Genomic DNA, 18199 nt, shown 5'->3' with positions numbered 1-18199 from the left:
AAGCGCTCCGTCAATGAATGCTGCCTGCTGCCCGGTGCGGCCAGCTTGCGAATCATTGTAGGAGAGCGGCAGGGGGGCTGCCAGCACATCGATCCCGGCGGAGAATCAGCCTGCGTGGCTGTCGCCCTTGCTCTGCCGGCGCAGGCCTTCACCCAGCCGCGAGCGATCAATGGTGCGCGGTGCAGCAGCCTGCGCCTGGGCTTGAGCCTGGGCCCGCGTCTGGGCTTCCAGTTCACGTGCCTGCTGCTCACGGCGCTTGCGCAGCAATACTTCGGCGTCAGCAATCACTTCTCTTAATTGCGGTACGGTAAGGTTATCCAGAACTATGGCCATAAAATGGTCTTTGCGTGTTTATGTAGGTGTTCGCTAATAAAACGGCGTGCCACGACATTGAAAGCAGGGCAGGAAAGCGCCGTTTCCCCGGTAACTGAAAAGTAAAAATGAATAAAACGTGAAGAGGCGAATCAGGCAGGTGTAAATCGCCAAGGAGCGTTTTATACCGCTAAAACCTTAAAATCGTCAAGAAAGATATCATAAAGAAATGTGAGCTGCTGCGGCTTGAAAGCCTCCATGTGCTGCTGAGCTTCGAGGTTGGCAACCGGCGTACTGATCGCAGCTGGCGAGTACATATCCCCCCGGTGAAGTGCTGTCACTGCCGTGACTGGATATGGGCCTATAAGGGCGGCTACGACGGCATACAGTTTTTCAATCATCTCGGGAGGCTTGACCCAGGCATGATTGCGGCATTTGCGCTTATATCGAATTGGGTATACTCTCTTTATATCAAATTTGATATGAGTCTCAAGGATGAGATTTCGCCGAAAGAAGATCCGGTTTATGGGCTCCAGCCTGGAAGCCGATGAAGACAATCGGGCCCGGTGTTTGCGAAATCAGGGTGTTGGGAGATTGTGGAGCCTTTCGGGTCATTTATCTGGCCACACGAAAGGAGGCGGTATACGTGTTGCACTGCTTTCAGAAGAAGACACGGAAAACGCCGAAAGCGGATATCGACAAGGCAAGGGCACGTTTCAGGACCCTACCGGGAGAATGATCATGGGCAATCAGGAATTCGACAGCGTTTGGGATGCGTTGGAGGACACGCCGGAGCAGGCAGAGAACATGAAGCTGCGTAGTGCATTGATGCAATGCCTGAGTGAATACATCCGGCAACAGAATCTGACAGGCACGGAAGCGGGCCGGAGGCTGGGCCTGACGCAGCCGCGCGTGTCCTACCTGATGAATGGAAAGATCCAGAAGTTCAGCCTGGATGCTCTGGTTACCATCGCCTCCCGGGCCGGTTTTCATGTGGAAATGAAGGTGGCGCCAGTCGGAAAGAGTGCTGCATAAATCTCACGCAATACATCGAAACGCCCGCTTCTCCACTTCCGCCTCGATATTCGCCGTCAACATCTTGTGCGTCAGCCGGAAGTTATAGGCCCCGAATACGCGCCCCAACCCGGGTACCAGATAATGCAGCCGCGTTTGCAGGCGGTTGTTGACGGTCAGCATCTTGATGACGGCTTGCCAGATGCGTGAGCGGGGCAGTTGGTATTGCCGGGCGCGTTCTTCGCCCAGGCAGGTGGCGCAGAGTTCGAACAGCATGCCGGCGGGCAGGTACATGGGGGGCTTCCCGGCGGTGCCGGTGATCAGTTCGTGCACGCGCTCGACGGTGATGGGTTTGATCTCGTGTTCGCGTTCCATGATGCGGTCGTAGGCCCGGGCTTCGTCTTCCGGGCTGGTGGTCAGGAATTCATCGGTCACGCCGTTGAGGTAGGCCACATAGCGCCAGAAGTGATGGGTGGCTTCGCGATCTTCGCGGCTCAGGGTGGCGCCGAGGCGGGCCATGCCGCGCACCGCCAGGTGGTTGAATTCGATGATGGTAAAGAGCATGTCTTCCTGGTTGATGGGGTGGTCGAACTGGGCGCTATCCCAGCCCTTGCTCAACAGATGGCGGCGCACCATGGCGTGCAGCAGGCGCACTTCCATGATGGTGCGATGGCCGGGGCCGCCGGGGCGCAGGCCGTTGGGGGCCTGGCTGTTGTGGGTCATCTGGCCGGTTTCGTACAGGCGCTTGATGACTTTTTCCGGTTTGAAGCGGCCGGTGGCGGCCAGCACTTCGGAGGCCTTGTTCAGTCCGGCGCCTTCGGCGAGGCCGCCGACCAACAGCACCACGCCGCGGGTCTGGCCGAAGGCCAGTTGCACACGGGCGGCGCGGTCGATCAGGTGCCAGTCCACCCAGTCCGGCACGGTCCAGGAGTAATCCAGAAAGTCCTGGAATATCCCGCCTTCGCGGTCGGCGCGCAGCATCACTTCGTCCAGCATCTGCGAGGGCAGGTGACGCTGGAGCTGTGCGGCCACCTGATCCGCCAGTGGGTCGCCGGTCTGGCGCATGCGGTTCATGAACGCGTCGCTGTAGCGGGGCTCGGGCTCGGATGTGCTGGCCTTGGATGTGGTGGTCGGGGCGGCAGCGCTGGCGGTCATGATGGTCTCCTGTCCCGGGGTGCAGTTTTCAGGTGCTATGCCTGATCATACGGGCGCCGAAACCTGATGACTAACCAGTCAGGGCGAGTTTATACAAGCGATTCACTCTTGTATAACAACTGGGGCATAGCCGTTGGTGCTCTGAATGCCCAAGGCCGCAGTTTTTAACGCGATTTTTACGCTGAAACCCGGTTTGTGCCATCGAATTTTTACGCCTCATCCGCGCAATATGCAGACACACTCACCGAAGGAGCATGAGCGTGTCTACTTTCCTTTTTGTCGTTTCACTCGCAGTTGGCGCCTATCTGGTTGCTGCGCTGCTATGGCCCGAGAGGTTCTGACCATGGCTCTGATCGGCGTTGGCATAATTCTTGGCCTTTTTGGCTTGTGCTTCTTGTTCATTGATCTGGAGGAGCGACTGTGAATGAGGTAATTATAATTTATGCGGTCACGCTCCTGCTGGCATGGCCGTTGGGAAAATATATTGCGGCTGTTTTTAGTGATGGCGCCGGGGCGGGAAGTAGGATATTCCTGCCTTTCGAGAACACAATTTACAGTCTTCTGGGTGTCAATCCATCTGAACCGATGAGCTGGCAGGGCTATGGAAAGGCCTTGCTCAAATTACACCTTGTGCTGGCATTAATTGTGTTCGGTCTTCTGATGGCTCAAGGCATTCTTTTTCTGAATCCGGATAATATTGATGGGATGAGTTGGGATCTGGCCTTACATACTGCCGTCTCATTTCTCACCAATACTAACCAGCAGCATTATTCTGGACAGGCACAACTGAGCTACCTGGCGCATACCTTCGGAATTGTGACGCTTCAGGTGGTCACACCAGCGGCAGGTATGGCGGCATTGGTGGCGATTGTTCGCACCTTGCTCGGACGCTCAGGCAAGAATGTTCAGCCTTCGGCAGGTGGCACGGTATCTGTGGGGAACTTCTACGAGGATATTACACGAGCAATCGTTCGAGTAATGCTTCCTGTAGCCACTGCGGTTGCGCTGGTCCTGGCCTCTCAGGGTGTCCCTAACAGCTATGAGGGCGCACGTACCATCACCCCGCTGGATCAGACCGCTGAGATGAACGAACAAAACATACCTATCGGACCAGTTGCGCCGATGGTTGCGATTAAGCAGGTAGGGACAAACGGTGGGGGCTGGTATGGACCGAATTCCAGCGTGCCGCTGGAGAACCCAACGCCGGTAAGCAACTTCGTTCAGACAGTATCGATTGTACTGATTCCTGCAGCGCTGGTCTTTGCGCTCGGCTTTCTGACCGGGCGTCGGCGACTTGCGCAAGTCATCATGGGCGTAATGGTAGTCATGTCCGTATCACTTACGTCTGTCGCGATCTGGTCAGAAAATCAACCCAACGCTGCATTCTCGGGCTTGGCTGCTGATGGCCCGAACCTGGAAGGAAAAGAAGTACGTTTTGGCGCTACCGCAACGGCATTATGGGGCAGCTGGACAACCCAGACCTCCAATGGCTCCGTGAATGGTATGCATGACAGCTTCAATCCCATCGGCGGTATGGTTCCGATGGTCGATATGTTCATCAATGTCACCTTTGGCGGCATAGGTGTCGGGTTGATTGGCTACTTCCTTTTCTTGTTGCTCGCTGCATTCCTTGGTTCGCTGATGATAGGTCGCGCGCCGGAGATAGCCGGGAAGCCACTTGAGACAAAAGAGATAAAACTGGTTTGTATCGCTTTGCTTATTCAGCCAATGCTCATTCTTGGATTCAGCGCCGTCACGGTTGCTTTTCCGGCTCTTACGGGAAATTCCAATCCTGGATTTCATGGCATAAGCCAGGTTATCTACGAGTATACCTCAGCATTTGCTAATAATGGCTCGGGGTTTGAGGGCCTGAATGATGACTCGATATGGTGGAACGTCACCTGTGCAGTCAACCTCGCTCTTGGTCGTTTCATTCCAATCCTTGCACCTCTGGCAATTGTGGCATCGCTTGCCGCCAAGCGCTCTGCTCCTGAGGGGCGCGGAAGTCTGGGCATTGATACCGCCACCTTCGGCCTGATGACACTGGCAGTGATTGTGATGTTTACCTTGCTGAGCTTTATGCCGGTGCTGATCCTTGGCCCGATTGCTGAAGCTTTGGCTCTGATGTCTTGATGGGAGAACGAGCATGTCAAGCGAAACACTGAAGAAGACCGACTCGCTGGACGCTGGCAGTATCTTGCGCCAGTCCATCAAGCGCTTGTCTCCGAAAAACCTGGCACGTAATCCAGTCATGCTGGTTGTCGGCATTGGTACACTGGTGACGGGTTTTCTGGGTGTCGTTCACCTGATACAGGGCGAACCTGCTGCTCTGGATATTACTATCAGCGCTATACTGCTTTTCACGGTAATTTTTGCTAACGCAGCTGAATCTGTAGCTGAGGCCCGTGGTAAAGCCCAAGCCGGTGCCCTCAAGGCAACACGAAGAGAGCTGAAAGCACGAAAAGTCAACGGTGATCGTGAGGAGGAGCTGTCAGCTCAGGAGCTTCGCAAAGGTGACAGGGTGCTGGTCAAGCCCGGCGAACTTATTCCGGCTGATGGCGAGATTGTCAAAGGAGCTGCAACGATTAATGAATCAGCAGTCACTGGCGAATCTGCTCCCGTGCTCAGAGAAGCGGGTACAGATAATAGCGGCGTCAGTGCCGGAACCAAGGTTCTTTCTGACGATATTGTAATAGAGGTGACCGTTGATCCAGGCAACTCATTGCTTGATCGTATGATTGCTTTGGTAGAGGGCGCGAAACGTCAGAAGACGCCTAGCGAGCTTGCACTTTCAGTGCTGCTTGCCGCCATGACTCTGGTTTTTCTGATCGTGGTGGTGACACTGGTGCCTTTCGCTGGCTTTGTGGAGTCCTCTCCCTCTTTCTCGGTGCTGGTCGCGCTGCTGGTATGTCTCATCCCTACGACTATCGGGGGGCTGCTGCCTGCTATAGGTATTGCCGGAATGGACCGCGCAATGCGCGCGAATGTTATCGCCAAGTCTGGTAAAGCAGTTGAAGTTGCCGGATCGATCGATACTCTTCTTCTGGATAAAACAGGTACCATCACCTTAGGTGATCGGCGAGCCACGATGATTGAGCCAGTTCCGGGCGTGGAGTCTGACGTCCTCAGGGATGTAGCGCTTCTCACATCACTGGCAGACCCAACACCTGAGGGTAAGTCCGTGGTTACGCTGGCGCGCGATATGGGCAGTGACACCGTTGCTGAGGAGGGCGCGCTTTTTGTTGAGTTCTCTGCGAAGACTCGAATGTCAGGGGTGGACATGTCTGGCGGTCGAGTTCTGCGAAAGGGCGCAACCAATGCCATCCGCAAGCTGGTGACGGAAAGTGGTGGGTACTATCCGAAAGAGGCGGATCGCCTGGTCGAGAGAGTAGCCAAGAATGGCGCAACGCCTCTGGTTGTCGCTGAAGGCAACCGCGTTCTGGGCGTTATTGCGCTATCGGATGTCATCAAACCGGGCATCAAGGATCGGTTTGCAAAGCTTCGGGAAATGGGAGTGAAGACGGTGATGATCACCGGCGACAATCCGATAACTGCAGCCGCCATAGCAGCTGAGGCTGGTGTTGATGATTTCGTGGCTGAAGCTACACCAGAGCAGAAGCTGGAAATCATTCGGAAGGAGCAAGCAGAAGGGCGCCTCGTGGCCATGGTTGGCGATGGCACCAATGACGCTCCGGCCCTGGCACAAGCGGACCTGGGGCTCGCCATGAACTCAGGTACACAAGCCGCGCGTGAAGCCGCCAATATGGTTGATCTGGACTCAGATCCCGGGAAACTGCTGGATATAGTAGAAATTGGCAAGCAGCTACTTATAACCAGGGGCGCGCTGACAACGTTCTCGCTCGCTAATGATGTAGCAAAGTACTTTGCCATCCTGCCGGCTCTATTTGTTGTCAGCTTGCCAGCACTTGGCGCGCTGAATATTCTGAACTTGTCTAACCCCGTGAACGCGGTCCTGGCTGCGACAATATTCAATGCTCTGATTATTCCCGCGCTAATACCTTTCGCCTTGAAGGGAGTTCGGTATAAGCCTGCGAGTGCTACGAAGCTGTTACGACGAAATCTACTGATTTTTGGAGTTGGCGGTCTGTTGCTTCCCTTTCCAGCTATCAAGGCAATAGACCTCATGCTCACAGTTGTACTATAAGGGGATAGTGAAATGGCTGATTCAAATACTGGATCCGTATATCGCTCAGCATCGTGGCTTTCAGCAGCAAGAGCTGCGCTCGTCTTTGTCTTGCTATGCGGTGGGCTGTATCCTTTTCTGGTAACTACGGTCGGGGGCATGCTGTTCCCTCATCAGGCCACCGGAAGCCTGATTGTTATTGACGACGACATTGTTGGTTCCGAATTGGTAGGCCAGAGATTCAAAGCTGCCAAGTACTTTCACGGGAGGCCTTCGGCGGCGGATTATGATCCTTTCTCGGTTGGCGGCTCAAATTATGCGGCCAGCAATCCGGATCTGAGAGCTCGCGTGGCTGAAGATGCACGAGATATTGCGGACAGAGAAGGTGTTGAGGTTGAATCGGTGCCGGTGGATTTACTTGCGGCGTCAGGTTCCGGTATAGATCCTCATATATCACCGGAATCAGCGCAGCTCCAGGCAATGCGCGTGGCTACAGCTCGAGATATACCGGTATCGAACGTCAACGATCTTATCGCGCAGTATACAGAGGGCCCGACAATGGGAATCTTTGGGCAGCCAAGGGTCAACGTTCTGCGCATTAATCTGGCATTAGATGGCAAGGAGTTTCTGGATTGAACCAAGGCGACGAGCATCGTCCCAACCCCGATGCGCTCCTGAAGACTCAGGAGCGTGAGGCGGGTGGCGGCCTGAAGATATTTTTAGGCGCGGCACCGGGGGTTGGCAAAACCTATCAGATGCTTCAGGCAGCCCATGAGCTCCGCCGGCACGGTGTTGATGTTGTTATCGGGGTCGCCGAAACCCACGGGCGCAAGGATACGCTGGCTTTAACGGAAGGGCTTGAGAAGCTGCCGGCAAAGGAAGTTGACTATTCAGGAAAGTTGTTCCTTGAATTTGATCTTGACGCGGCAATCAAGCGAAATCCTGACGTGTTGTTGCTGGATGAGCTTGCCCATCGAAATATTCCTGGCACACGCCATGCGCGTCGATACCAGGATATTGAGGAGCTTCTTGATCACGGTATAACCGTCTGGACAGCTGTGAACATTCAGCATCTGGAGAGCCTGTCTGATGTTGTTGCAGGTATCACCGGCGTACGTATGCGGGAGACGGTACCTGATTCAATCCTTGAGATGGCGAGGGATATCGTACTCGTTGATCTTACCCCTTCTGAACTCCTTGAGCGCCTGAGGCAGGGGAAGGTCTATGTGCCTGAACAGGCTCGTGCAGCGATGGAGGGCTACTTTTCTCCTTCGAATCTTTCCGCACTAAGGGAGCTGGCTGTCCAGACAATCGCTGAACGTCTGGATGCAGATCTGCGCGAAACCATGCAGTCTCGTGGTATCGAGGGGCCTTGGCATATCAGATCTCGGATGCTGGTTGCCGTCGATTGTTCCGGGCAAGGTGAAGCGCTGGTTCGGGCTGGCCGGCGAATAGCGGATCGTCGGAAATCCCCATGGACGGTTGTTACTGTCGATAATGGCCGCACAGGGCCGGAGCAGCGCCAACGTCTGGAGAAAGTTTTCGAGCTTGCATCCAGGTTGGGCGCCGAGGTGACAACGCTTCGTGGTTACAATGTGGCTGAGGAAATTCTGGCGTTCGCCAGGGATCAGAACGTTACAACGCTAATCCTTGGGCGCTCCCATAATCGCTGGTGGCATTTTCGAAAATCCACGAGCCGATACCTTATGCGGCGCGCGGAGGCGTTCGAGGTTACTTTTATTCCGGTTCCCAGAAAGCAGCGCCAACGAATTTTCGAAAATGTTTCTTCAGGTAGTGGCAAGAGCGGCTATGCCTGGTCAGTTGCGAGCGTCGCAGTGGCGACTGGTGTTGCTATGGGAATGCAGGACGTACTTCCCCTTGGGAATCTTTCCCTCGTCTTTTTGACAGCAGTTCTTTGGGTCGCTGCGCGAACTGGCATAAGGCCAGCGCTATTTACAGCGCTGGTCAGTTTTCTTACTTACAATTTCTTTTTCACGGAGCCGCGCCTTACGTTTAACATGACTGACACGGATGAAATTCTGACCGTGATGTTCTTCCTGATTATAGCGATTATTGGAGGAAATCTGGCCGGAAGACTGCGTGATCAGATTCATATGCTTCGCGCGTCAAATAATTTGACGGATTCCCATCTGAAATTTACTCGTCGCCTGGCTTCTGCGCCAGATATTATATCGGTCCAGAAAGAAGCAGCGGATGCACTTTTTTCTCAACTTAAAGTGCCACTCGTTATTGTGCAGCGTAACTCGGATGATGACTCCTTGGAGGTGGTTGCGCATCGGGGAGCAGAGAGGTCCCTCAGCGAAGGCGCTTGCTCGGCTATTGACTGGGCGATGCGTAATGGGAAACCCAGTGGTGCGTTCTCGGACACCTTGAGCGGCCAGTGTTGGCGCTTTGAGCCGATTGAAGCGGATGGCAAGGTGTGCGCTGTTCTTGGGTTGTGGGTGGATGATATGACACCGGAGTATTATCGAGGCCTTTCTGTTGGTGTCTATGTTCATCAACTGGGATTGGCCTGGTTCCGAACCCAGCTTGCTGCGAATCTTTCCGCCTCACGGGTGGCCGAAGAAACAGAGCGGCTTCGCTCTGCTCTGCTTTCCTCGATATCACATGATCTTCGGACGCCGTTGGCATCTATGATCGGATCCGCGAGCACCTTGAAATCTATGTCAGACCGACTTTCCGAGGAGGACAGGGTGAGTTTGCTGGATTCTGTTCTGGGTGAAGGTGAGAGGTTGGACCGATACATACGCAACTTACTCGATATGACCAAGCTGGGTCACGGAACGCTGAAAATTGAGAGGGATTGGATAGCTCTGACAGATATTCTCTCTTCGGCGTTAAGGCGTACCCGGGGTTTAATGACAAAGCTCCGGGTAGAGCGGGATGTCGCTGACAATCTACCCTTGCTGTTTGTTCATCCTGCTCTTATCGAGCAGGCATTGGTGAATGTATTGGAGAATGCTGCCAAGTTCGCTCCTGATGGGTCAACGCTGCGTATCCATGCTCGTGAAGCCGGCGGCGAATTGATCATCGCGGTTTCTGACGAGGGACCCGGAATCCCGGAAGAACAGCGTGACAGGGTATTCGATATGTTCTTTACGGGGGGAGAGGGGGATCGTGGGCCCCATGGCAGTGGTCTCGGCCTTGCTATTTGCCATGGCATGATTGCTGCGCATGGTGGGCGTATTCGGGCATTGGCCGGTACTGACAATCGGGGTGCCGTGATCGAAATTGTGCTCCCTCTGGTAGAATCACCGGAACATGAAGCCAATCGAGAATCGCTTGAATGAATGATACAGGTGCAGTGCGGGAGAAGCCGCGCATCCTGATCGTCGATGATGAGCCACAGATTCGGCACTTCCTTCGCATCAGCCTCAAAACTGAAGGTTATGAGTTGCTGGAGGCCGAGAATGGTGAAACCGGTCTTGCTTTATGTGCCAGGCACTCCCCGGACCTTGTTATTCTGGATCTGGGACTGCCGGATATGGATGGCACGGACTTGCTTGAGGCGGTACGTGAATGGTCTGCGGTGCCTGTCATTATACTTTCAGTCCGGGATAGGGAGTTGGAGAAGGTAAAAGCTCTTGATTTGGGCGCTAACGATTACGTGACCAAGCCGTTCGGGGTGGATGAGCTTCTGGCACGGGTGAGGACGCAGCTGCGCAACAATAGACGCGACGACGGAGTCTCAGTAGATCCCTCTGCGATTTTTGATAATGGTGTGCTGCATATCGATCTGTCGATGCGCAAGGTCTCGGTCAATGGCAAGCTGATCAGGCTAACCCCGAAGGAATTCACTGTTTTGCAGGCGCTGATGTTGGCGTCTGGAAAAATTGTCACGCAGTCTCAACTCTTGAAAGATATCTGGGGGCCGACGCACGTCCGGGATACCCATTACTTGCGTGTTCTGATTGGGAGGCTCAGACATAAGTTGGGGGATGATCCAACGGAACAACATTACATTCAGACGGAGCCCGGGGTAGGTTACCGGTTTGTAGCAGTTTGCGATTGAGCAACGCTACGGGCTGCCTTTAAAAATTCATAAGTATTTGTTTTTGTTAGTTTAATTTTCTTATTGGCCTCGTTCGGCTGCGTAGGCTGGACCATTATGGCCTCAGCGGGTAATCGATTTGTAATTTGGGGTCATGGTGCCCCGGGGTGGGTCCACTAGAATCCGCTGCATGTTTCCTTTCACGGAAAAGATCATGTCCACGGGAAAGACCATGTCTGAATCGTCTGCTGCGGTGCCAAGCCGCTTTATTCTGGAAAATCTGCCTGTCGCCTGGGCCATGGCCAGTGGTGGCCTGCGGTCGGTGTTGCCGTTGCCCAGAAAAGGCGGCCTGGATACCACGCCGCTGGATCTGACCATGAAGGCGCCGTCGGCGGCGCTGCTGGCGGCCTATGACAGCTGGAGTGGCATGGATACGGCGCGCTTCGGCGCTACGCTGCCGCCGCATTTTGCCGCGGCGCGTATGGCCATGGGCACCATTTCGCGGCTGACGGCGCGAGCACCTTATCCTCTGCTGAGTGTGCTGAACCAGGGCGTCTGCCTGCGCATCAATACACCGCTACCGCGCACGGGCGTGTTCCAGTTGCACGGTGAGTTGCTGGATGCCAGCGATGACGGCTACCGGGCGCGCATTCACAGCCGCATCAGCATCGGGCCGAAGGCTGATCCGCAGGCGATGATCATCGATTCCTATGCGGCGGTGATGATCAAGTCGCGGCCCAAAGGGGACAAGTCTCCTGCACCGGCGGAGCGAGATTTTGCCACCATCGGCCAGTGGCAAGCCGGTGCGCGCGAGGGCGTGACCTTCTTCAAGCTGACCGGCGATTTCAATCCGATCCACACGTTGCCCGCCATGGCGAAACGCACTCGCTTCAAGGGCTGCATCATGCACGGCTATGGGTGCTTTGCGCAGGTGTTCGAGACGATCCGTCATCAGGGCCACGACATCGCAGAAATTGATGTGCGCTTTATCCGGCCGCTGCCGTTGCCGAGCCCGTTGTTGTCGATCCAGATGACGCAAAGCAAGGACGACAACGGTCGCTATGGTGTGCGCCTGATCGATGGCGCTGGCAATACGTACCAGGCCGGTGATGTGTTGTTGCGAGGTGATGTATGAGCCAGTTCAATGCGACCCGGGTGAATCCCACGCCGGAAGAGCTCCAGCCGGTGATTGCTGCGGGGACGCGTACGCCGTTCCTGGACAGCGCGGGCCTGTATGCCGACCTCATGAGTTACGAGCTGGGCGCCGCAGCGCTGCGCGGTTTGCTGGACCGCGCCGGTGTGCCGGCGGCGGATATCGAGTTGGTGATCATGGGCACGGTGCTGCACGAGGTGGAGACGACCAACGTGGCCCGCGAGGCGATGCTGGCGGCGGGCATGGCCAGCCGCACGCCGGCCTATACCGTGGCCATGGCGGGGATTTCCCCGAACGTGGGCGTGATGAACCTGTGCGACCAGATTCGTCTGGGTCGCCTGACGCTGGGCATCGCGGGTGGCACGGAAAACTTTTCCGATGTGCCGGTGCGGCTGGGGCAGGGGATTCGCCGCGCCCTGATGAAGCTGCGCCAGCGCAAGGATTTCGGCGAGCGCATGAAAGTGCTGGGTGGGCTGCGGCTGCGCGATCTGGGGCTGGATATTCCCGATGGCAGCGACTACACCACCGGCATGACCATGGGGGTGGCCTGCGAGCGCATGGTGAAAGGCGCAGCTGATCCTCGCGCTGTGTCCCGTGAAGCCTGCGATGCGTACGCGGCGGAAAGCCATGCCCGAGCGGTCGGGGCGGCAAGCGCCGGGCATCTGGCCGGGCAGATTACGGCGGTGACCAACAAGGCTGGCGAAACCGCCGACGCAGACAACACCCCGCGTGCCGATGCGACGGCGGAGCGGCTGGGCAAACTGGCGCCGGTGTTTGATCGGGAGCACGGGGTCATCACCCCCGGTAATGCCTCGCGCTTTACCGACGGCGCTGGCGCGTTGTTGCTGGCCAGCCGTGAAGAAGCCACGCGCCGCGGCCTGAAGCCGTTGGCCATCGTGCGCGATTACTTGCTTGCCGGTGTCGACACCTTGCAGGATGAAATGCTGCTCGGCCCGGCCATGTCGATCCCGCCGCTGCTGGCACGTAGCGGCCTGAGCTTCGCCGATATCGGCGTATGGGAAATCCACGAAGCCTTCGCGGCGCAGATGCTGGTCAATATGGCCTGCATGGCCGATGCCGACTTCGTCCGTGCTCGCCACGGCAGTGACATGCCCCACGGTGAAATCCCCCGTGACAGCCTGAATGCCTGGGGCGGTTCCCTGTCTCTGGGTAATCCCTTTGCCGCCACCGGCTGCCGCTTGCTGCTCACCGCAGCGCAGCGGCTGCGCCAGGAGGGCAAACGCTTTGCGGTGGTGTCCACCTGCGCCGGTGGCGGCCTGGGCGCCGCGCTGCTGCTGGAAAATCCTGACGGCGTGTAACGACGCCACGTAATGGACGGCGTGTAACGACGGCGTGTAACGGACGCTGTGAGCGGACGTGGCGTAAAGGTTCTGCCGGGGACGGACCTGGCGCATGGAAATGTCGCGTGGCCGGTGGTAAACAGAGAAGGACATCCAAGGGGGTTGCAGGGAGCCAGTACGGTCATGAACAGGGCCATGAAAAGGATCACAAAAAGGGTCATAGCAGAAATGGCGCAGGGGTTGCGCCCGCTGATCATCGCGGTCGTAACCACAGCACCAATGATTACCGTTGCCTCGGAGCCGGGGCAGGACAATCCGCTCGTCAGCCGCTTCGCGGGCGCCACCATGCAGGGCTATATGGCGCGTGACTACGACGAGGTGGCCTTGCCCCTCGGGCCGATTCCGATGGATGCCTACCATCTTCGCAGCGGTTGGAATCAGGAGGTCCTGCAGCCGTTGCAGATGCTGCTTGAGGGACGCGTCACCTGGCTGACCTACGAAGCGCCGGCAGGCAGAAGCCCGCTGGAAATACAGCGCAACTATCAGGCTGCGCTTACCGCTGACGGTTTTAGCGTGCGCTTTGAATGCGCCGAGCAAACCGGCTGTGGTCGACAGATCGGCGCTTACGTCAGAAACGTCACCTTCCCCGACGATTACTGGCGCAACATGCGCAATGCGCTGCATCCCACCATTCTGGTGCGTGGCGGCACCCGCGCCCTGCTGGCCGAGCGCAATAACGACGCCGGTCGCACCCACGTTTTTCTGTATATCCAGGATCAGCAGGCGGCGCCCGTTATCCACAAAGTAGTGGTGGAAGGGCAAGCCATGCAGACCGGGCAGGTGCAGACGGGCGCCCGCAGTGCCGATGAACTCCGCGCCTCGCTCACCGCTGAGGGCCATGCCGTGGTGGACGGCATCTTCTTTGATCATGACAGCGCCGCACTGCGGAGTGAGTCCAGCGAAGCGCTGACGCAGATGGCGGCGTTGCTGGCAGCACATCCGGATATCGAGGTGCTGGTGGTGGGGCACACCGACAACCAGGGCAGTTTCGATTACAACGCGGATCTGTCGCTGCGGCGCGCTTCAGCGGTACGCCAGGCACTGGTGCGGGATTTCGGTATTGCTGCCGGGCGCATGACGCCGAAGGGCGCCAGCTTTATGGCGCCCCGGGCCAGCAACGCCAGCGAGGCGGGTCGCGAACAGAATCGCCGCGTAGAGCTGGTGCTGCGATGAACCGCGCAGATGTCGGGCACCGGGCGGGGCTGTTGCGGGGCTTGTTGATGGCCCCGATAATGGCCCTGCTGCTGGCCCTCAGCGGCTGCGGTCTCATCAGCGGCGCGGACGAACAAGTCGGCTTCGCAGCGCCGCGCGATCCCGACGATGTGGAATTCCAGTTTCTTTATCTGGCGCGCTATCTGGATTCCGCCAAGCCGTGCTACCTCATCCACCCGCAGAGCCTGACCCGGTCGGCGTTCAACGCGCGGGGCACCAGAGTGAGCTATGTGCGCAGCGGTTGCTTCCGTGATGTGGCGTTTCATACCGGGGATGCCGCCCTGTGCCGGCATGTCCGTTCGGTGAGCACGCTGTTCTTGTCGGGTGAGCGGTTGAATGCGGCGACATGCCGAAAAAATGCCACAGGCAACGGACGCGTTGCCAACAGCCTGGATGTGCCGGCCATCGTCGCGCTGGCGGGCTTCAGCGACCAGGAGGTGGACAGATTCCTGGTGGCGCAAAACCGGTTCTCCTCCATCGCTGAGGCCGCCGAGGCGCGACAACGGGATGCCGCGCGGCACGCCTATGAGGTCAGGGACGTTCTGCTGCACTCGCGAGAATTTTTCCAGCGCATCGAGGCGTTGCCAGGATTTGCGGACGAGCGTGATCGGGCCGACATGGCGGCAGTGCCCTGGCAGCCCCGTTTCGCGGACGCGCCGTAAGCGGCTGTCAGGTGCCGCAGAACGTCTGGCACACCCGCTCTTCCGGGGCGGGCGGTGCCTTGAAGGCTGCTTTGTCCGGGCCGTCTTCATAGGGCGTTGCCAATACCGCCAGCAGTTGTTGTGTCGGTGCCAGATCGTTCTGGCTGCTGGCGGCGTCCAGGGCTTTTTCCACTTGATGGTTGCGCGGGATGATGGCCGGATTGCTGTTGCGCATCAGGCACAGTGACGATGCCAGTGGCTTCGTGTTTTTTGCCAGCCGTGCCTGCCAGCGATCGTACCAGCTGCGGAAATCAGCGCTGTCATAAGGCGCGCCTTCCGGGCGGGTTTCACTGCTCAGATCTCGGAATGTATTGGTGTAATCCGCCGCTTGTGACTGCATCCACTTCAACAGATCCGTCGCGAGTGCCTCGTCCGCCGGATCCTCGCCAAACAGGCCAAGCTTGCGGCGCATCATCGCCAGCCATTTTTCAGCATAGCGCTGCGGGAATGACCGGATCAGATCCGTGGCCGGGGCGACCGCTTGCTCCGGGTCGTCAGCAATCAGGGGCAGCAGGGTTTCCGCGAAACGGGCCAGGTTCCATTGTGTGATGGCGGGCTGGTTCGCGTACGCGTAGCGGCCCTGATGATCGATGGAGCTGAATACGGTTTCCGGGTGGTAACTGTCCATGAACGCGCAGGGGCCATAGTCGATGGTCTCACCGGACAAGGTCACGTTGTCCGTATTCAACACGCCATGAATAAACCCCACCCGCATCCAGTCCACCACCAGATCAATCTGCCGATCCATCACTGCCTCGATCAATACCAGCGCCGTGTTGGAGGCGCTGCCCGAATCGGAAGCCAGTTGTGGCTGCAGTTGTAACTTCAGTTGTAGATAGTGTCGCGCAATCACGAAATCCACCAACGCCTGCAGTGACGCCTTGTCCTCGCGGCTGGCGGCAAACTGAAACGTGCCGACGCGCACATGGGAGGTGGCGACCCGGGTCAGCACTGCGCCTGGCAGCGCTGTTTCCCGTTGCACCGGTTCGCCGGTGCTGACCACCGCCAGACTGCGCGTGGTGGCAATGCCCAGCGCCTGCATGGCTTCGCTGATGATGTACTCGCGCAGCATTGGCCCCAGCCCCGCGCGGCCATCGCCGCCACGGGAATAGGGCGTGCGGCCGGCGCCCTTGAGCTGAATGTCATAAAGCTGGCCATCCGGCGCGCGCTGCTCAAAGAGCAGAATGGCGCGCCCGTCGCCGAGCATGTTCGGGTGACCAAACTGATGCCCGGCATAGGCCTGGGCCAGGGGCGTGCTGCCCGCTGGCACGGTATTGCCGCCCAGCAGCATGGCCCCCTCTGGCGTGTTGAGCGCCGCCGCATCCAGCCCCAAAGAGGTCGCCAGTGCCGTGTTGAACAGCGTTATCACCGGCGCCTTGACGGCGGTGGGCTCGCAATGCGCAAACATCGACGCTGGCAGCGAGGCGTAGCTGTTTTCCGGGTCGGCAAAGCGGAAGCCGTAGGGGGGCGAGGCGTTGGACATGGTCGAGCTCCGGCGACAGCGGGATGAAGGGACGTGCAGGACAAGGATAGCAGAGATGGCCTGTCGAAATGCGGTGCCGGGCAACGACCACGGGGTGTTCATTCCCTCATGCGTTTCAGACAGGAGCATTCCCATGCCACATACCATCCGCCTCCATCGTGTTCTGCAAGCACCGCCCGAGCGCGTCTACCGCGCGTTCCTCGACCCGGAGGCCAAGGTCAAATGGCTGCCGCCCAACGGCTTCACCGGCAAGGTCGAGCACCTCGACGCCCGGGTGGGTGGCACCTACAAGATGTCATTCACCAATTTCACCACCGGCCAAAGCCACGCCTTCGGCGGCGAGTATCTTGAACTGGACCCCCACAAGCAGATCCGCTACACCGACCAGTTCGATGACCCGAACATGCCGGGCACCATCAATGTGACGGTGACGTTCAAGGCAGTGTCCTGCGGCACTGAGCTGCATATCACCCAGGACGGTGTACCGGATGTGATCCCGGAAGAGGCCTGCTATCTGGGCTGGCAGGAATCGCTGATCCAGTTGGCGAAGCTGGTTGAGCCGGAGATTCCTGAGGGGTGACTCTGAGGGGGCATGCCCCCTCAGGCAGCCGCCTTCGACGACACGATACGCAGCACATCAAGATAGCCCGGCGGCGCCTGCACCGCGCCGCGCTGGCGCAGCATGCGGTGCATCATCGGTAAGCGGAAATACGGCACCGACGCCATGACATGATGCTCGATGTGATAATTCACGTTCAGGGGCGCGACAGTCGCGCGGGCGAGCAGCCCGGCGCGGGTGGTTCGGGTATTCAGGAACATGTCGGGGCTTTTTTCAGAGCGGGTTTCAGAGCCGGTTTCAGAGCCGGTTTCAGTGCAGGCATGTTCCGCCATCGAGCGAATGCGGACGAACAATGAAAACGTGGTCATGTATGCCAGTATCCAGACCGCGAACAACCAGGGGTAACCCGACGCCCAGAGCACTGCGAACATCACGCCGTTAACGATCACCGTAGGCGTCACGTTGCGCACAAACATGATGAGGCGGCGCCAGGGTGTCATGCCTTCGCCCGGCAGGCGCACCACATCGTTGGCCACGGTCCATTTGAGATAACCCGCATCCATCAGAAAGCGGCCGATAAAGAACTTGATGCCGGTGACGCCCGCCATATCGCGCAACAGTTTGCGTGCCAGGGATTGGCGTGTGGTCGGGAAGGGCGCCACCAGAGACAGATCGGGATCCTGCGCTTGCCCGGTGTGGGTGTGATGCACGATGTGATGGGCGCGGTACTTGTGCAGATCGTTCCAGATGGGCCGTGCACACAACCAGTCAGCCGCCACATTGTTCAGCCATTTGCGCTTGAACAGCGTGCCATGGGACGCATCATGCATCTGAATGGCAAGACTGAGTTGGCGGCCGCCCAGCACGCACAGGGCGAGCAGCAGCACGGGGATAAAAATCAGCAAAGATTGTTGGCTGGCCCAGGCAAGCGCAACGAACGACGCGCAGATAGTCAGCCAGGTAAAGCCGACGGCGATGAAGCCACGGATATCGGAACGCGCGGTGAGCATTCTGATTTCATCACGCGTGAATATTTCGGTGACTTTGCGTCGGGTGATGTCCGGGACAGTGGTGGCGTTGTGCATGATTGTTT

18 protein-coding genes are annotated in these 18199 nt (G+C 57.8%); 13 read left to right on the top strand and 5 right to left on the bottom strand.

Annotated elements, in window-relative coordinates; genetic code table 11:
* Positions 1-105: 105 nt before the first annotated feature.
* Together K8B33_RS13535 and K8B33_RS13530 are read right to left on the bottom strand one after the other, a co-directional pair.
* Positions 106-333, bottom strand: a complete 228-nt coding sequence (locus K8B33_RS13535; protein WP_223427422.1) for a hypothetical protein — start codon at positions 331-333, stop codon at positions 106-108.
* Positions 334-494: 161 nt separating this feature from the next.
* A complete protein-coding gene (locus tag K8B33_RS13530; protein WP_223427421.1) occupies positions 495-713 on the bottom strand; it encodes a hypothetical protein in 219 nt (72 codons plus the stop codon).
* 146 nt (positions 714-859) lie between these two features.
* Between K8B33_RS13530 and K8B33_RS13525 the strand changes: the two genes are divergently transcribed.
* The gene (locus K8B33_RS13525) at positions 860-1051 is read left to right on the top strand and encodes a type II toxin-antitoxin system RelE/ParE family toxin (protein ID WP_223427420.1); all 192 of its coding nucleotides are present in this window, start codon (positions 860-862) and stop codon (positions 1049-1051) included.
* A gap of 2 nt (positions 1052-1053) precedes the next feature.
* Positions 1054-1347, top strand: coding sequence for a helix-turn-helix domain-containing protein (locus K8B33_RS13520; RefSeq protein WP_223427419.1), 294 nt, complete (start codon positions 1054-1056; stop codon positions 1345-1347).
* 3 nt (positions 1348-1350) lie between these two features.
* On the opposite strand, the gene K8B33_RS13515 is transcribed toward K8B33_RS13520, so the two are convergent.
* Positions 1351-2481, bottom strand: a complete 1131-nt coding sequence (locus tag K8B33_RS13515) for an oxygenase MpaB family protein (protein ID WP_223427418.1) — start codon at positions 2479-2481, stop codon at positions 1351-1353.
* A gap of 254 nt (positions 2482-2735) precedes the next feature.
* On the opposite strand from K8B33_RS13515, the gene kdpF reads away from it, so the two are divergent.
* The 10 genes from kdpF to K8B33_RS13465 all read left to right on the top strand — a co-directional run bounded on the left by kdpF (position 2736) and on the right by K8B33_RS13465 (position 15025).
* Positions 2736-2822 carry a K(+)-transporting ATPase subunit F gene (gene kdpF / locus K8B33_RS16260; RefSeq protein ID WP_223428015.1) on the top strand — a complete coding sequence of 29 codons (87 nt, stop codon included), beginning with the start codon at positions 2736-2738 and terminating at the stop codon, positions 2820-2822.
* 79 nt (positions 2823-2901) lie between these two features.
* The gene (gene kdpA / locus K8B33_RS13505) at positions 2902-4614 is read left to right on the top strand and encodes a potassium-transporting ATPase subunit KdpA (protein WP_223427416.1); all 1713 of its coding nucleotides are present in this window, start codon (positions 2902-2904) and stop codon (positions 4612-4614) included.
* A gap of 13 nt (positions 4615-4627) precedes the next feature.
* Entirely contained in the window at positions 4628-6646 is a 2019-nt protein-coding gene (kdpB, locus tag K8B33_RS13500; RefSeq protein ID WP_223427414.1) for a potassium-transporting ATPase subunit KdpB, read from the top strand.
* 12 nt (positions 6647-6658) lie between these two features.
* A complete protein-coding gene (gene kdpC, locus K8B33_RS13495) occupies positions 6659-7261 on the top strand; it encodes a potassium-transporting ATPase subunit KdpC (RefSeq protein WP_223427411.1) in 603 nt (200 codons plus the stop codon).
* Positions 7258-9936 (top strand): sensor histidine kinase, encoded by a 2679-nt coding sequence (locus K8B33_RS13490; protein ID WP_223427408.1) that lies wholly within the window; start codon positions 7258-7260, stop codon positions 9934-9936. Before kdpC ends, K8B33_RS13490 begins: the two co-directional genes overlap by 4 nt.
* Positions 9933-10658 (top strand): response regulator, encoded by a 726-nt coding sequence (locus K8B33_RS13485; protein WP_223427406.1) that lies wholly within the window; start codon positions 9933-9935, stop codon positions 10656-10658. Before K8B33_RS13490 ends, K8B33_RS13485 begins: the two co-directional genes overlap by 4 nt.
* A 211-nt stretch (positions 10659-10869) precedes the next feature.
* Positions 10870-11772 carry a MaoC/PaaZ C-terminal domain-containing protein gene (locus tag K8B33_RS13480; RefSeq protein ID WP_223427405.1) on the top strand — a complete coding sequence of 301 codons (903 nt, stop codon included), beginning with the start codon at positions 10870-10872 and terminating at the stop codon, positions 11770-11772.
* A complete protein-coding gene (locus K8B33_RS13475) occupies positions 11769-13109 on the top strand; it encodes a thiolase family protein (RefSeq protein WP_223427404.1) in 1341 nt (446 codons plus the stop codon). The genes K8B33_RS13480 and K8B33_RS13475 overlap by 4 nt, the downstream gene beginning before the upstream one ends.
* 177 nt (positions 13110-13286) lie before the next feature.
* Positions 13287-14324: an OmpA family protein gene (locus K8B33_RS13470; protein ID WP_223427403.1), complete on the top strand. Its 1038-nt coding sequence runs from the start codon at positions 13287-13289 to the stop codon at positions 14322-14324.
* On the top strand, positions 14321-15025 hold the full coding sequence (locus K8B33_RS13465; protein ID WP_223427402.1) for a hypothetical protein: 705 nt from the start codon (positions 14321-14323) through the stop codon (positions 15023-15025). The genes K8B33_RS13470 and K8B33_RS13465 overlap by 4 nt, the downstream gene beginning before the upstream one ends.
* 7 nt (positions 15026-15032) lie before the next feature.
* Here the strand turns inward: K8B33_RS13465 and K8B33_RS13460 are convergent, their stop codons facing one another.
* Entirely contained in the window at positions 15033-16547 is a 1515-nt protein-coding gene (locus K8B33_RS13460) for a protein adenylyltransferase SelO (RefSeq protein ID WP_223427400.1), read from the bottom strand.
* Between the two features lie 133 nt (positions 16548-16680).
* Here K8B33_RS13460 and K8B33_RS13455 point away from each other — a divergent pair, with 133 nt between their 5' ends.
* Positions 16681-17127, top strand: coding sequence for an SRPBCC family protein (locus tag K8B33_RS13455; RefSeq protein ID WP_223427399.1), 447 nt, complete (start codon positions 16681-16683; stop codon positions 17125-17127).
* 20 nt (positions 17128-17147) lie between these two features.
* Here the strand turns inward: K8B33_RS13455 and K8B33_RS13450 are convergent, their stop codons facing one another.
* Positions 17148-18191, bottom strand: a complete 1044-nt coding sequence (locus tag K8B33_RS13450) for a fatty acid desaturase family protein (protein ID WP_223427398.1) — start codon at positions 18189-18191, stop codon at positions 17148-17150.
* Between the last annotated feature and the right edge of the window lie 8 nt (positions 18192-18199).

This window comes from Alcanivorax limicola (assembly GCF_019931215.1).
GTDB classification, from domain to species: Bacteria; Pseudomonadota; Gammaproteobacteria; order Pseudomonadales; family Alcanivoracaceae; genus Isoalcanivorax; species Isoalcanivorax limicola.
This window is presented reverse-complemented; position numbering and strand designations above follow the sequence as displayed.